At 41.4% G+C, this 13,880-nt stretch carries 15 protein-coding genes; 10 read left to right on the top strand and 5 right to left on the bottom strand.

What is annotated here, in order from left to right; all coding sequences use genetic code 11:
* Positions 1 to 3 precede the first annotated feature (3 nt).
* Complete coding sequence (locus QRD39_RS04190) at positions 4 to 234, bottom strand: DNA-dependent RNA polymerase subunit epsilon (protein ID WP_002889311.1); 231 nt, start codon at positions 232 to 234, stop codon at positions 4 to 6.
* A gap of 260 nt (positions 235 to 494) precedes the next feature.
* On the opposite strand from QRD39_RS04190, the gene tsaB reads away from it, so the two are divergent.
* From tsaB to QRD39_RS04165, 5 genes are read left to right on the top strand one after another with little or no spacing between them, the layout of a single operon-like run.
* Positions 495 to 1,181 (top strand): tRNA (adenosine(37)-N6)-threonylcarbamoyltransferase complex dimerization subunit type 1 TsaB, encoded by a 687-nt coding sequence (gene tsaB, locus QRD39_RS04185; RefSeq protein ID WP_285955773.1) that lies wholly within the window; start codon positions 495 to 497, stop codon positions 1,179 to 1,181.
* Positions 1,141 to 1,596, top strand: a complete 456-nt coding sequence (gene rimI, locus QRD39_RS04180) for a ribosomal protein S18-alanine N-acetyltransferase (protein ID WP_434556761.1) — start codon at positions 1,141 to 1,143, stop codon at positions 1,594 to 1,596. Before tsaB ends, rimI begins: the two co-directional genes overlap by 41 nt.
* Positions 1,596 to 2,609, top strand: a complete 1,014-nt coding sequence (gene tsaD, locus QRD39_RS04175) for a tRNA (adenosine(37)-N6)-threonylcarbamoyltransferase complex transferase subunit TsaD (protein WP_143566897.1) — start codon at positions 1,596 to 1,598, stop codon at positions 2,607 to 2,609. The genes rimI and tsaD overlap by 1 nt, the downstream gene beginning before the upstream one ends.
* A 50-nt stretch (positions 2,610 to 2,659) precedes the next feature.
* Complete coding sequence (locus tag QRD39_RS04170; RefSeq protein ID WP_285955772.1) at positions 2,660 to 3,352, top strand: AzlC family ABC transporter permease; 693 nt, start codon at positions 2,660 to 2,662, stop codon at positions 3,350 to 3,352.
* On the top strand, positions 3,339 to 3,665 hold the full coding sequence (locus tag QRD39_RS04165; protein ID WP_143566899.1) for an AzlD domain-containing protein: 327 nt from the start codon (positions 3,339 to 3,341) through the stop codon (positions 3,663 to 3,665). The genes QRD39_RS04170 and QRD39_RS04165 overlap by 14 nt, the downstream gene beginning before the upstream one ends.
* 54 nt (positions 3,666 to 3,719) lie before the next feature.
* Here QRD39_RS04165 and recD2 read toward each other — a convergent pair whose 3' ends face one another.
* From recD2 to rnhC, 3 genes are all read right to left on the bottom strand, one after another.
* Entirely contained in the window at positions 3,720 to 6,224 is a 2,505-nt protein-coding gene (gene recD2 / locus QRD39_RS04160) for an SF1B family DNA helicase RecD2 (protein WP_285955771.1), read from the bottom strand.
* A 61-nt stretch (positions 6,225 to 6,285) separates the two neighbouring features.
* The gene (lepB, locus tag QRD39_RS04155) at positions 6,286 to 6,909 is read right to left on the bottom strand and encodes a signal peptidase I (RefSeq protein ID WP_143566901.1); all 624 of its coding nucleotides are present in this window, start codon (positions 6,907 to 6,909) and stop codon (positions 6,286 to 6,288) included.
* A gap of 18 nt (positions 6,910 to 6,927) precedes the next feature.
* Complete coding sequence (gene rnhC / locus QRD39_RS04150) at positions 6,928 to 7,818, bottom strand: ribonuclease HIII (RefSeq protein WP_285955770.1); 891 nt, start codon at positions 7,816 to 7,818, stop codon at positions 6,928 to 6,930.
* A 319-nt stretch (positions 7,819 to 8,137) separates the two neighbouring features.
* On the opposite strand from rnhC, the gene QRD39_RS04145 reads away from it, so the two are divergent.
* Positions 8,138 to 8,449 carry a cell division protein ZapA gene (locus QRD39_RS04145; RefSeq protein WP_285955769.1) on the top strand — a complete coding sequence of 104 codons (312 nt, stop codon included), beginning with the start codon at positions 8,138 to 8,140 and terminating at the stop codon, positions 8,447 to 8,449.
* Positions 8,446 to 8,988 carry a CvpA family protein gene (locus tag QRD39_RS04140; RefSeq protein ID WP_008535618.1) on the top strand — a complete coding sequence of 181 codons (543 nt, stop codon included), beginning with the start codon at positions 8,446 to 8,448 and terminating at the stop codon, positions 8,986 to 8,988. The genes QRD39_RS04145 and QRD39_RS04140 overlap by 4 nt, the downstream gene beginning before the upstream one ends.
* Positions 8,989 to 9,088: 100 nt before the next feature.
* On the opposite strand, the gene QRD39_RS04135 is transcribed toward QRD39_RS04140, so the two are convergent.
* Positions 9,089 to 11,437 carry an endonuclease MutS2 gene (locus tag QRD39_RS04135; protein ID WP_285955768.1) on the bottom strand — a complete coding sequence of 783 codons (2,349 nt, stop codon included), beginning with the start codon at positions 11,435 to 11,437 and terminating at the stop codon, positions 9,089 to 9,091.
* Positions 11,438 to 11,586: 149 nt separating this feature from the next.
* Between QRD39_RS04135 and QRD39_RS04130 the strand changes: the two genes are divergently transcribed.
* The 3 genes from QRD39_RS04130 to QRD39_RS04120 are packed head-to-tail and all read left to right on the top strand — an operon-like array spanning position 11,587 to position 13,857.
* Positions 11,587 to 12,237, top strand: a complete 651-nt coding sequence (locus tag QRD39_RS04130; RefSeq protein ID WP_285955767.1) for a hotdog family protein — start codon at positions 11,587 to 11,589, stop codon at positions 12,235 to 12,237.
* Positions 12,230 to 13,600 (top strand): MFS transporter, encoded by a 1,371-nt coding sequence (locus QRD39_RS04125; RefSeq protein WP_285955766.1) that lies wholly within the window; start codon positions 12,230 to 12,232, stop codon positions 13,598 to 13,600. The genes QRD39_RS04130 and QRD39_RS04125 overlap by 8 nt, the downstream gene beginning before the upstream one ends.
* Entirely contained in the window at positions 13,597 to 13,857 is a 261-nt protein-coding gene (locus QRD39_RS04120) for an MDR/zinc-dependent alcohol dehydrogenase-like family protein (RefSeq protein WP_285955765.1), read from the top strand. The genes QRD39_RS04125 and QRD39_RS04120 overlap by 4 nt, the downstream gene beginning before the upstream one ends.
* Positions 13,858 to 13,880: the final 23 nt, after the last annotated feature.

The following is a 13,880-nucleotide window of genomic DNA, read 5'->3' as shown; positions in this document are numbered from 1 at the left end:
GTCTTAGAACTCCGTTACTTCAAAAACGCCTGTTTCCTTTTCGTATTCAAGAGCTTTTTCTGAAAGAAGCTCGATGTATTCGATGTTGTAGGCGGTGTTATTTTCAATAATTTGACGAGCTTGGATACGGCCTGCAAGCTCATTTTCTGCATCAATATCTAAGTAGAGTGATTTTGTCTGTTCACGGCGTGGGTTACGCTCTTTAGTTTCTTGGTAAAAAACTTTATAAATCATGGTTTTCCTTTCTTTACAAAAGGCTCTGCCATTCTATAAAAAAACCGGTCAAGTCAATCATTCAGGGATTCACTTGACGTTATGATATTCACTTTTATGAGTAATAGCTAGTAGCCTTGATTCGTTTGCAATTACTATTATTGTACCATAAGATAGGGGCTAGATAAAGAAAATGGCGGAAAAAGTTGGAAAATGTTCGTTTATGGGAAGTAGAGACTTGTGTTATAATAGAGAAGCATAAAAGGAAGCAAGGAAAAAAGATGAAAATATTAGCATTTGATACTTCTAGTACGGCTTTGTCAGTAGCTTTGTTGGAAGATGAGAACCTAGTGGCAGAGTCAACTGTGACGGTAAAAAAGAACCACAGCATTAGTTTGATGCCGACTATTGATTTTTTGGTTGCTCAGGCAGGATGGCAGCCAGCTGATTTAGAACGTATAGTAGTTGCCCAGGGTCCTGGATCCTATACAGGGCTTCGTGTGGCTGTCGCAACTGCCAAGACTTTGGCCTATGCTCTTGGTATTGATTTGGTGGGAGTTTCAAGTCTACAGGCCCTGACGGACCTTACGGCTGATGGCATTGTGATTCCTATTATGGATGCCCGTCGTAACAATGTCTACGTTGGCTTTTATGAAAATGGTCAAGCCATCGTTTCTGACCATCATGCTGCTTTTGCAGATGTTTTAGAGCAGGCTAAAGCTTATGAGAAGGTAACATTTGTCGGTGAAGTGACTAATTTTGTGGATCAGATTAAGGAAAATCTTCCAAATGCAACTGTTTTGTCAAGCCTTCCATCAGCTCAGTTAATTGGTCGTTTAGGTTTGTATTTGCCTTCTGTTGATGTGGATGCTTTTGTTCCACATTACTTGAAGCGGGTTGAGGCAGAGGAGAATTGGCTCAAGACGCATGAGGAGACTAATTGTGACAACTACATCAAGCGCGTCTAGATTGAGTAGCCAAGAGCAAGCTCAACTGATTTATCAGATTTTGTCGGATGTTTATGACAAGTCTCCTTGGACGATAGAACAAGTGGCAGCAGACCTGGCTTTAGATACTACGGAATATTTCTATGTATATAATCAGGAAGAGGTTGTTGGTTTTTTAGCTCTTCAAAATTTAGTAGACGAGCTTGAGGTGACCAATATCGCCGTTTTAAAAGCTTATCAAGGGCGTGGTTATGCTAGTCAGTTGATGAAGCATTTGGAAGATCGTAGTGAGCCAATCTTTCTTGAAGTGAGGACTTCAAATCAAGTCGCTCAGGCACTTTATAGAAAATTTGGTTTTGAAAATCTAGGAATTCGAAAAAATTATTATCATGAGCCTCAAGAGGATGCGGTTATCATGAGGCGAGAGGAAGTCTAATGGCAGATAGATATATTTTGGCAGTGGAGAGCTCATGTGATGAGACTTCAGTTGCCGTTTTGAAAAATGAAAAGGAACTTTTAAGTAATATTATTGCCAGTCAGGTGGAAAGCCATAAACGTTTTGGTGGTGTTGTCCCTGAGGTGGCTAGTCGTCATCATGTAGAAGTGGTGACGCTTTGTATTAAGGATGCCCTTTCAGAGGCGGGCATTAGTGCTGAACAACTAGATGCTGTAGCGGTAACCTATGGTCCAGGTTTGGTCGGGGCACTCTTAGTTGGCATGGCAGCGGCTAAGGCCTTTGCTTGGGCTCATGGTTTGCCTTTGATTCCAGTTAATCATATGGCTGGGCATCTGATGGCGGCGCGTGAGGTTCAAGAGTTAGAATATCCCCTTCTAGCACTTTTGGTGTCTGGGGGACATACAGAGTTGGTTTATGTGTCAGAACCGGGAAATTACAAGATTGTTGGTGAGACACGTGATGATGCAGTTGGTGAGGCCTATGACAAGGTCGGGCGTGTGATGGGCTTGACCTATCCAGCCGGACGTGAAATTGATGAATTGGCTCATAAAGGGAAAGATGTTTATGATTTTCCACGTGCTATGATTAAAGAAGAAAACTTGGAATTTTCATTTTCAGGTTTGAAGTCAGCCTTTATCAATTTACATCACAATGCAGAGCAAAAGGGAGACCTTCTAGTCAAAGAAGACCTTTGTGCTTCCTTCCAAGCAGCTGTTTTGGATATTCTCCTAGCTAAGACCAAGAAAGCCTTGGAGCGTTATTCTGTCAAGACACTTGTTGTGGCTGGTGGCGTGGCAGCTAATCAGGGCTTACGTGAACGTTTGGCTGAAGAAATCACAGATGTAGATGTAGTCATCCCACCTTTACGTCTCTGTGGTGATAATGCTGGCATGATTGCCTTAGCAGCAGCTATTGAATGTGACAAGAAACATTTTTCTGATTTGGACTTGAATGCTAAGCCAAGTCTAGCTTTTGCAGGATTTGAAGAATAAGAAGAACCTCTTACTAGTCTGGTAAGAGGTTCCTTTAGAAAGGATTGTGTTTGTCTGACTTTCGTTTGGGTGTGAAAGCCGCAGTACCCACAGCTCTAGGTTATGTGGCTATTGGCCTTGCCTTTGGTGTGGTAGCAGCGGCTTCGGGACTATCAGCTCTTGAAGTTGGTCTTATGTGTGCCTTGGTTTACGGTGGTTCGGCTCAGTTTGCTATGTGTGCATTAATAGTTGCAGGAGCTAGCCTTGGTGAGTTAACCTTGACTGTTTTCTTGGTTAATTTGCGTAACATGTTGATGAGTTTACATGCAACGACGATTTTTAGAAAAACAAGTCTCTGGAATCAGCTGGGAATTGGTAGTCTGATTACGGATGAAAGTTACGGAGTCTTGTTGGGAGAATATGTGCATCATAAAGATATTTCCGCTAACTGGATGCATGGTAACAATATTTTCAGTTATCTGGTTTGGATTGTATCATCAGTAATTGGTTGCTTGATTGGTTCAATGATTCCTAATCCTGAGCTTTTTGGCTTGGATTTTGCCTTAATTGCTATGTTTATCGGCTTGTTAAGTAGCCAGATTGATACCTTGTTAGGGGAAGGCGTGCGTAAGCTGCTCTTGATTCTACTATCTATTGCGGTGGCTTATCTGAGCTTTAGTATCATCTTGTCAGAATCTTTGGCAGTCCTAGTGGCAACTTTGATTGGATGTAGTGTGGGGGTGATGTGTGATGGCCGTCAATAAGTTTATTCTCATTGCTATTCTACTTGGGTTTGTGGTCAGCTGGGTTCCTCGTGTTCTTCCCTTTGTCTTGGTTAAATACAAGGGCTTACCAGATATTGTTGTTCGATTTTTGCACTATCTGCCAGTTTCTATTCTCTTTGCCCTGATTCTCTCAAGCCTCATGACTGAGAAAATCGGTCACTTGCCGCAGTTTAAGTGGATGGAAATACTGGCTACGGTGCCAACGGTAATTGTAGCATTTAAGAGTAAGAATCTCCTCTATGCTGTGATCGTCGGTATTGTGTCTATGGCCCTGATACGATTAGTATTTTAGTAAATGAAAAGACTTGGAGTTGCTCTCAGTGAGTCGCTTTCCAAGTCTTTTTCTTTAGTTGCTGTTAAAAAAGGCTGCAATATCATCTTCGCTGAGCCCAATCATTGGGTCAATAGTGGCCCAATTGTCTTCAGTTAAACGATAGTTTTCTACTATTTGCACAGGTTTGTTAACAGACTTATCCACAGCTTGTGAATAAGTGTTGATAAGAGTTGTATCTGTATTGACATCTTCTGAGAATCCTTTATTTTCAAAGGTTTCTGAAGGGTCAGCCTTTTTCGTTTTTGTTTGATTGGAGGCGTCTTTTGCCTCGTTTTTAACAATCTTTTCGACAGACTTATCCACAGCTTGTGTATAAGTTTGTTCAAATCGTTGGATGAGGTAGGTATTGCGTTTGGCGCCTTCGTTGTGAACGGCATAATCGAAGGCTGCAATTTCCCCTAATATGACTAGCTTACTCTTGGCGCGTGTGATAGCGGTGTAGATGAGGTTACGCTGTAGCATACGTCCACTTTGGCGTGTGATGGGAAGGATAACGACAGGGAACTCACTTCCTTGGGATTTATGGATTGACATGGCATAGGCCAGGGTAATTTTATGCCATTCGTTGCGAGGATAGATAACCTCATTACCATCAAAGGACATGTAAATTTCGTCCTGCTTGCTTTCAGTGTATTTACCGGGAATCAGGTCGGTAATGATACCGATATCACCATTGAAGACATTGAGTTCTGTATCATTAACCAGATGGAGAATCTTGTCATTCTTACGGAAGAATATGTCATTAAAGGCAAATTGATTGGCCTTTTCTTGGGGGTTGAGTAGGTCCTGCATAATGGTATTGAGATTGTTGATACCAGCCTGGCCTCGGTACATGGGGGCTAGAATCTGCACATCCTGAGCAGCAATCCCGCTCTTTATAGCGGCTGAGACAATTTTAGGAACCATCTGTGGAATATGATTGGCATTGGCTTCAAAGTAAGAGCGATCTGCCTTTTTCTCTGTGAAATCAGCAGGTAGTTGGCCTTGACGCATTTGACTAGCCAAGGTAACGATGGTGGAATCTTCGGATTGCCTGAAAATTTTGGTCAGCGAAACCTTAGGAATCTCATTAATTTGTAAGAGATTAGCCAAGACCTGACCAGGACCTACGGAAGGTAGCTGGTCTTGGTCACCCACAATGATAACCTGAGTAGAATCCGCAATGCTCTCAAAGAGTTGATTGGCCAACCAAGTATCAACCATAGAGAACTCGTCGATAATAATCAAATCGCAATCAAGGTAGTCCTCTAAGGTCTTGAAATCATCCTCGCTATTGAGGCCTAAATGTCTATGGATAGTGGCGCTAGGAAGATTGGTTAGTTCCTTCATCCGACGCGCAGCCCGTCCCGTTGGTGCTGCTAAAATAATGGGTAAATCAGTTTTTTTGAGATCTAAACCATGAAGGTCAGCATAGGTTTTAATAATTCCGTTGATGACAGTTGTTTTTCCTGTTCCAGGACCACCCGTCAGGATGAAGACCTTGCTTTGTAGCGCTTTAATAATGGCATCTTTCTGAACCTTGTCATAAGTAATACCAAGGTCCTCTTCCACTTCTTCAAGGCTTGCAAGGATTTTGTCTTCAGCACTGATGTCAGGCTGGTCTTTCATGATACGACTCAGGTGGGTATAAATGCCCTGTTCCGCAAAATATAGGGTATTATCAAAGATTTTAGTCTCTATATTTTGAACCTTGTCTTCTTGGATGAGGTTGGTTAATTGGTGAGCAACCAAGGCAGGGTCAAGCTCAATCTGGCGGGCACCTTCCAAAAGGGTAATCGTCCTTTCAAGCAAAGCTTTGGCTTCGATGTAGGTATCCCCCTCTTCCATACAGGCCTCTAGCAGGCAATGTATTAGGGCGGCTCGTAGACGTTCAGGGGCATCGCTAGCAATTCCCAGACGTTCAGCCAACTGATCGGCCATTTTAAAGCCAATACCCTGAACTTCCTCTACTAAGAGATAGGGATGTTCTTCGATAAGGCTGAGCGATTCTTCCTTGTATTGATTGAAAATTTGTGAAGCAGCCTTTGGTGTCAGTCCATAGCTGGAAAGCTTGGACAAGATTTGCTCGGTTCCATAGTTGATTTTTAACTTTGCAACGAAGTCTTCTCGGTTAACCTTTGAAAGGTTAGGAATCTGTTCTAACTTGTTCGGGTCCTCGAGAATTTTGTCAATAGGATCTTCTCCATAAAGATCGACAATGCGCTCAGCTGTTTTCTTACCAATTCCCTTAAAATTGTCGCTAGAGAAATACTTGATAAGGCCACTGGCAGAAGGTTTTGAACGTTCGTAGCGAGTCATTTGTAGCTGTTCGCCATATTTTGGGTGGTTGGTTAGCTGACCCCAGAAGGTATAATCTTCCCCCTCCATGACATCTCCCATGGTTCCTGTGACAATGATTTCAAAGTCTTCAAAGTCACTGTCAGTTTCGTCAATCTCTAAGAGTAGGATACGAAAGAAATTACTGGCATTTTCAAAAATGACACGTTGAATAGTTCCTGAAAAATAATATTCTTGCATGTGTGTTTTCCTAGATACATAATAAGGCTGGGTTTCCCCAACCTTATCTTATTTAGTGTGATTAGTTGTCCTCAACGCCACCGATTTTATTAAGTGGCCAGAAGCGGAATTTGACTTCTCCTACAAGAGCACTTTCATCAAAGTAACCAACTGCACGGCTATCTTTAGAAACGATACGGTTGTCTCCAAGTAGGAAATATTTGCCTTCTGGAACAGTAACCGTGAAGGTCGTATTGCCCTCAGCATTGACTGTGAAGGCCTTGGCATCCTTGGCTAACTGTTGGAAGTAATCGCGGTAGTCATATTCTTTTTGTAATTTGTCCTTAGCAAAGGCAGCCTGAAATTCCTTGAGATATTTCTCTTTAACTTCCTTGCCATTGACGGTAAGTTTATCATTTTGATAGGTAATGGTATCACCTGGCATCCCAATGACACGTTTTACAATTTGTTTGGTCTTACCTTCTTCAACTTCCTTGGCAACGACAATGTCAAAACGCTCAATAGACGTGTGCTTCAAAACGATAACACGCTGTCTATCTGCTAGGGTTGGATCCATTGAGTGACCGTCGACTTGGACAGGGAGCCAGAGGAAAAGACGGGTCAAGAGGAAGAAGGTGATAAAGAGGATGAAAACTCCCCATTCACGAAGGAATTTGAGGAATAATTGGGTCCATTTGTTTTGCATAGTTAAGGCCTTTCAGGATTATTTTAAGCGTTGGTAGGCTTTTTTAGTATTGGCGAAATGATATTTAGCAGTTGCTTGGAGAGCCTGATCTCCATAAGCTTGTAGGAGCTTGGCAGCGACCTGATCGGACTTGGTTCCTGCTCCCGAAGGCAGGGTATAGCCCACTTCTTGGCTGAGTTTATCCAGATTTTCCAGGAAGAGATTGCGAGCGATGATAGAACTTACCGCTACAGCTAGGTATTTGCCTTCAGCTTTCTCTTCTAAGGTGATGGGATTGTCAAAGCGATTGCGCTCCTTCTTAAGGTATTTTTGATAATTTTTCTCACTGGTAAAAGCATCGATGACAATCTTATCTGGTTTCGCTCCTGCTTGTAACAGTAGGAAAATAGCTTGATTGTGGAGGGCTACTTTGACTGATACAGCATTGTGTGCCTTGCCGTCTCCTACCACTTCATTGTACTTCTGGGGTGAAAGTAGGAGTGCCTTGTGAGGAATTTTCTCCTCCAGAAGAGGGGCAAGCTGACGAATCTTGTTATCATTGAGATTTTTAGAATCATCGACCCCCAAGGACTTCAATAAAGCATGGTCGGCTGGTGTCACTAGACTAGCTACGACCGCTAGTCCACCAAAATAGGAGCCATTTCCCACTTCGTCTGATCCAATTAGGGCTAGATTTTGCCCATGGGGTGACTGCTTAGGCTCGGCTTGGTAGCCAAAACGGCTAGCTAGAACCTCTGGTTTAGCACCCTGGAAGGTTACCTTACCTGAAGTATAGGCAATAACACTTATACCATCGACCTTGGCTGAAAAACTAGCATAGGGATTGTTAGTCGCAGTCGCATAGCTTGCCAGGTCTTTCTGAAGTGTTGAAATCTGCTTTGCTGTCATTTTTAATACGATTGTGCCCATGGAATCTATTTTAGCACAAAAAAGGAGAATTGGCAGATATTTTACAGGGACTAAATCTTGAAAAATGATTTTTCTGGGGAAGCGCAAAGTCTAAAATTTACGAAAGTTAAAATTTAGGATATAATGATTAAAAAGAGAATGCCGATTTTTGTCTTTTTTTCTAAATTGCAAAAGAGTGTCTGGCATTTGAGTATCAAATAGGCCCCAAGGCAAGTGTATAAATCTTGTTCGGTAAGAAGGAAATCTACTACACTAATTAGTAAGGAGAAGCTGCGGTGGACAATCTATAACCACCATTAATTAGGCAGTTAATAAGCAAATGGCAAGTAAAAACCGTTACAAATTTCATTTTGGAGAGAAAAAACTGACGCTAACGACTGACAAGGATAATCTATTCATGGAAGAAGTAGAGCGTGTTGCTCATGAAAAATATAATATTATCAAGGAGCAGATGAAAAAGGCTGACAATGAAACCATCGCTATTTTAATGGCTATTAATTCATTGTCAACGCAATTAGAACGTGAAATCCAAGTTGAAGATATGGAAAAAGAGTTGGAAACGTTGAGAGCTAAGCAACTTGAGCAACTAAAAGGCAAAGCAACGGCTAAGCGTAATGGGGACGACGCATGATTGGGCTTCTTGTCTTAGCCATTGTAGCTTGGAATTTTTACATTGGCTACCGTCGTGGTCTCTTTATGCAAGCCTATTATGTGGTTTCAGTCATTATCGCTATGGGTGTGGCTGCTTATTTTTATCAACCGCTAGGCGAGGCTATTAATCTTTGGGTGCCTTATACCAATCCGACTAGGGATGCTAGCATAGCTTTCTTTACAGACCAGAATATTTTTTCACTTGACCGTGTCTACTATGCTGGTGTCGCTTATTTCGCCATTTACTGTGTGGCTTATTATGGTTTGCGTTTTCTTGGGATTTTCTTCCATTTTGTGAGAATTGAGCGACTTGACCAGAGACGTTACCAAGTAGTAGGTGGTGTTTTGGCTTCATTGGTGAGCCTTGTTCCCGTGACCATGTTAGGTAACATTCTTGCAACTGTGCCTATGAACAACATCCAAACACTCCTGTCATCAAGTTGGGTATTACGTTTTTTGATTAATTACTATTTTCCAGTGAGCCAAATTATCCAGCACTTGTGGACAAGTGTGATATAGAAAATAGAAGTCTTCCTTGATTAAGGGAGGTTTTTTTGTTACTGGATTTGGAGCGTATGAAAAAGACTGGACATAGTGTCTCAGTCTTTCTTATCTATTTTTACCCTAAGGTTGCAATGGTACATCCGGAACCACCGGCACTTTGTGGGGCATATTCAAAACTTTTAACATGGCGATGACGGCGGAGATATTTGGTAACAGCATCACGGATAACACCTGTACCAATACCGTGGATGATGTCCACCTGACTCATGTTATTAAGTAGGGCTTGGTCAATAAAGGCATCAAGCTCTTGCATAGCTTCTTCGTAACGTTTCCCACGAAGGTCTAGACGGGCACGAGGACCACCAGATGCCTTCTTGGCTTTTTTAACCACGTTAATCTGTTTCTTCTTAGGTTGTTGGGCTTCAGCTTGGGTACGAACCAGAGTGAATTCATCCGCTTTGAGTGTCATCTTGATGAGACCTACTTGAGCTTCCCAGTTACCATTTTTGGCCTGACCGGTAAGTGTACCACGTTGACCATAGGCGGTCACGATGATATCATCACCGACACGAGGAGCACGCGCAGCCTTTTCTTTCTTGGCCTTACGAAGGACTTTATTCTTAGAGAGGTCTACCTGTGGGGCAAGTTTCTTGAGTTTTCCCTTGGCGTCAATAACTTCATGAGGTTTGAGTTGACTCTTATCGTGGAGATTTTTGAGAATACTATCGCTCTCAGCCAAAGCGGTATCAACCATATCCTGAATTTCTTTTTGAGCTTTTTCGAGTTCCTTGTCGTACTCATGGGAGAATTCATTATAGAGTTTCTTAACCGCACGGTTGAATTTAAGGTTCTCTTGCTCAACGTCCTTGATGTGTTCCAGACGTTTTTGTGTTTCCACAGTTTGGGCTTCAAGTTGCTCGATGATACGGTTGACATCACTATCAGTATCCGTGAGGTTTTCTGCCTCCTTGATAATGATTTCATTTAAACCGAGGCGTCGAGCAATTTCAAAGGCATTAGAACGACCAGGAACCCCTTGCATAAAACGATAGGTTGGGCTTAAAGTCGCTGTGTCAAACTCCATGCTGGCATTTTCCACATGTTGCGTCTCAATCCCATAGGCCTTAAGTTCAGGATAGTGGGTGGTAGCCATGGTCTTAATCTGACTTAAACGGAGGTGCTCTAGGATTGCCATGGCTAGGCTAGCCCCTTCCTGAGGGTCGGTACCAGCCCCAAGCTCATCGACCAAGATCAAGCTATTGCTGTCGGCAGCGTTCAAAATCTCGACAATGTGGGTCATGTGACTAGAGAAAGTTGACAAGCTCTGTTCGATAGACTGTTCGTCTCCGATGTCTGCAAAAATCTCTTGGAAAATAGCGACACGGCTGCCCTTGTCAGCCAAAATTGGCAGACCAGATTGAGCCATTAGTTGTGCTAGTCCTAGTGTTTTAAGCATGACCGTTTTACCACCAGTATTGGGACCTGTGATGACAATGGCCGTGAGGTCCTCATCAAAGTGCAAATCGTTGGCTACAGGATTGACCAAGAGAGGGTGACGAACGTTAAGTAGTTGTAGTGTTTGATTGTCACTAATCTTTGGAATAACCGCTTTTTTATCATGGAGATAGAGATATTTTCCTCGAATGAAGTCCATGTGCCCCAAAATCCAAGCGTTGTTGGCAATTGCAGCAGCTTGTGGGCGCAGTTGATCAGACAGTTCATGCAGGATGCGGGCCATCTCATGGCGTTCGTCTGCACGTAATTGTGTGATTTCTTCGTTAAGCTGGATAACGGCGCGTGGCTCGATATATACTGTGTTTCCAGAGCTTGAGATGTCATGCACAACTCCAGCAATACGGTTACGGTAGGTATTTTTGACAGGAAGCACCGAACGACCGTTACGACTAGCAATCAAACTCTCAGCCAACATGTGGCCAGATTTCTTGAGAATGTCTTGCAAGGTCTGGCGAATGGCATCATCACAAGCTTTGAGTTGACGACGGATATTTTGCAACTCAGGGCTAGCAAAATGCTCAATAAAACCACCATCATTGATACTTTGAAGGCTACCTTGGAGACTTGGGAAGGCTTCAATCTTTTCGAAAAGACGTTTAAGGGCGACGAGCTCAACATTTTCAAGGTCAGCGTAAAAGCGACCTAGGTCAGCTGAAGCTTGCAACACCTTCTTGATGGCAATGAGCTCCTGGATGTTGAGGTCAGCATCTAGCTCTAAGCGACGCAAGGGCTCAGAAATATCTCGCAAGCTACCAATGGCAAATCCATGATGCTCTACGAAAATCTCAGCCATTTCTTGAATTTCTGTAAATTGATTTTGAATTCTTTCTGGATTGGTCATAGGCACCAAGTCACGTAACTCTGCCTGAGCCTGTTCAGTCTGCAGGTATTCTGTGAACTGGTCCTTGACCTTGTTAAATTCTAATTGGTCTAAAATCTTTGTGTTCATAGCTTCTATTATAGCATATTTGGATATGGGGGAGTGGTGGTGGAATGATGTTGATATTCTAATGACATATAATAACTTTACAAAACATAAAATTTTATTTGACACATTAGTATAAAAGATATATACTAATAATCCGAAAGGAGTTGGAAATGAAACAAATGATTGAGTCTGCTTTTTCTTTTGAAATGAGCAAGCAGCAGGATGATTTCTCTGAGTTGTTTTTTTACTATGTATCAGGTCAAGATTACCTGACAAATGGAAAGAGATTAAATGATTTCTTGACGACTAAAAATATTGTTGAGAATCAAACTAGATTCATGGAATGCTTGGAGTCTGTCCGAATTGATGATTTATCCGTTTTTCCAAAGGTCAAGGTGTCTAAAGAAGAGGTTCATAAGGAAAAACAAAATAACGTAATGATTGACATGATAAAAGTTCCGAACAAAACACGTTTATCTTTTTTTGAGGGTGATTCTGTTTCCACAGAAGAAATTCATCTTGATCGTTTAAATAAAGAACATGTAGAAGCAATTTTCTTAACAGAGCTTTGTAGACAATCTTGCATGGTTTGTGTAAATAATTTCTTAGGTGAAAATTCTGATTACTATATTATCGAAGAATTCAAGAAGTTTAAGAATATTGTAAAAAGAAATGAACCTGTGCAAATTCAAGTCTTACCGGTAGTTGGTAATAAAAGACGAGGAAGAGGAATTTGTGTATTTGTTGTCTTTCAGGGCGATGTAGTTTGCTTGACTGGCTTTTATCAAATGATTTATACAAAGAGGAGAAACGATGTTTAATAGGAAAAAAATGATTGTGTTTGCAATGTGTCTAGGAGTCTTTTTGACACTTATTGATACAACAGTGATGAATGTTGCCATGCCAAATATTCAGGCTTCGATTCATACAACAATGGTTGGCATGAACTGGGCTCTAAATATTTATAGCTTACTGTTTGCAGCTTTAGCAATTCCTCTAGGCCGCTTTGCTAGTCGTTATGGGGTTCATAGGTCTTTTGTTATTGCAAGTGTTGCTTTTTTAATAGGGTCAGTGGTTTCAGGAATCACAGGTTCTATTCAGTTACTAATTGTAGGACGCATTATGCAATCAATAGGTGCGGCTATCATCTTACCTTTGGGGATGGCTATTGCCTATAGTACTGCTGATTCTGTGGAGGAGCGAGCTCCTATTGTTGCAACTGTTGCATTGACACAAGGTTTAGCAGGGGCATTAGGACCTAGTTTGGGTGGTGCCTTGACGCAGTATCTAAATTGGCGCTGGGCATTTTATATTAATATTCCATTTGTTATTGTCATTATTGCCATTTGTCTGACAGCACTGGATTTGAAAAATGAACCGGTTAATAAGCAAAAAAATGATCTTATAGGTTCGTTCATTTCGATGGTTGGTCTTTTTTCACTGACACTCGCCCTTATTCAAGGCCGAACTTGGGGCTGGTTGAGTATACCAATTATCAGTTTATTTGTATTTGCAGTCCTTGCCCTTATTTTCTTCATTCTGTATGAAAGAAAGATTGACTCACCTATGATTCCAATGGAATTATTTGGTTTTCGCAATTTCAATGCAGCTTCTTTAGTAATGGTCTGTTCAACAGTGTTTCAGGTAGGGCTCTTTATTGTTCTCCCTACTTATTATTCACAAGTTCTTGAACATACGACGGTAGCTTCGTCGTTGCTACTTATGATTGTATCTATTGCACTGACGATTTGTTCACCTCTCGCATCCATGACTCTATCTAAGATTGGGCCACGTTTCACTGTCATTCTCGGTTTTGTACTGATGGGTATTTCTTACCTTCTTTTTGGAACAATTACGGCTACGAGTACGTTGCATCTTTATTTGGCTTGCTTGTTCTTAGGAGCGGGATATGGGCTATTACTTGGGCCGTCTCAAGTGCTGGGAGCTAGTGATTTTGAAGGAAATTTATTGAACGCATCTCAGTCTGTTCTCTTTGTTTTTCGTCAAGTAGGACTGGTATTGGCTTTCGCTATTTTCTTGTCTCTCTTTAATGGGCATTTACAGGAGTTGGGACATATTTATGATAAAGTAACAGTATTTACGTCAATTTATAAGCTGTCTACAATCTTAGTTTTTGCTTGTGTCTTACTAGGTTTTTTGTTTAAGAAAAAAGGAAATAAATGAAATCAGTCCACTATTTAAAGACTTCTACAAAAAAATACTGTCTTGAATATTGTTCCACCCCTGTACCTAAAATAAAAAGTAATGAAATTTTAGTGAGAATTAGATGTTCTTCTTTGAATATCAATGATTATGAAAGATATAAACCGCAAAAAACTATCTTAGCGAGATTGATTAATCTATTTCAGGGACGAGAAAGTCATCCGTTAGGGGGAGAATTTTCAGGAATTGTCGAATCTGTTGGTATTTCTGTGAACTGATTTAGTGTATTTATCGATATTTT

Origin of the sequence: Streptococcus raffinosi (assembly GCF_030284685.1) — a bacterium.
Classification (GTDB): Bacteria; Bacillota; Bacilli; order Lactobacillales; family Streptococcaceae; genus Streptococcus; species Streptococcus raffinosi.
Note: the sequence above shows the minus strand (reverse complement) of the source record. Positions and strands in the feature narration are given on the sequence as shown.

Bases quoted from the DNA above. Each gene is read 5' to 3' on its own strand.
- QRD39_RS04135 (WP_285955768.1), bottom strand. From the start codon at position 11,437: ATGAACACAAAGATTTTAGACCAATTAGAATTTAACAAGGTCAAGGAC.
- QRD39_RS04140 (WP_008535618.1), top strand. From the start codon at position 8,446: ATGATTGGGCTTCTTGTCTTAGCCATTGTAGCTTGGAATTTTTACATT.
- rimI (WP_434556761.1), top strand. From the start codon at position 1,141: ATGAGGAGACTAATTGTGACAACTACATCAAGCGCGTCTAGATTGAGT.
- tsaD (WP_143566897.1), top strand. From the start codon at position 1,596: ATGGCAGATAGATATATTTTGGCAGTGGAGAGCTCATGTGATGAGACT.
- QRD39_RS04165 (WP_143566899.1), top strand. From the start codon at position 3,339: ATGGCCGTCAATAAGTTTATTCTCATTGCTATTCTACTTGGGTTTGTG.
- rnhC (WP_285955770.1), bottom strand. From the start codon at position 7,818: ATGGGCACAATCGTATTAAAAATGACAGCAAAGCAGATTTCAACACTT.
- QRD39_RS04190 (WP_002889311.1), bottom strand. From the start codon at position 234: ATGATTTATAAAGTTTTTTACCAAGAAACTAAAGAGCGTAACCCACGC.
- recD2 (WP_285955771.1), bottom strand. From the start codon at position 6,224: ATGCAAGAATATTATTTTTCAGGAACTATTCAACGTGTCATTTTTGAA.
- QRD39_RS04130 (WP_285955767.1), top strand. From the start codon at position 11,587: ATGAAACAAATGATTGAGTCTGCTTTTTCTTTTGAAATGAGCAAGCAG.
- QRD39_RS04120 (WP_285955765.1), top strand. From the start codon at position 13,597: ATGAAATCAGTCCACTATTTAAAGACTTCTACAAAAAAATACTGTCTT.
- QRD39_RS04125 (WP_285955766.1), top strand. From the start codon at position 12,230: ATGTTTAATAGGAAAAAAATGATTGTGTTTGCAATGTGTCTAGGAGTC.
- tsaB (WP_285955773.1), top strand. From the start codon at position 495: ATGAAAATATTAGCATTTGATACTTCTAGTACGGCTTTGTCAGTAGCT.
- lepB (WP_143566901.1), bottom strand. From the start codon at position 6,909: ATGCAAAACAAATGGACCCAATTATTCCTCAAATTCCTTCGTGAATGG.
- QRD39_RS04145 (WP_285955769.1), top strand. From the start codon at position 8,138: ATGGCAAGTAAAAACCGTTACAAATTTCATTTTGGAGAGAAAAAACTG.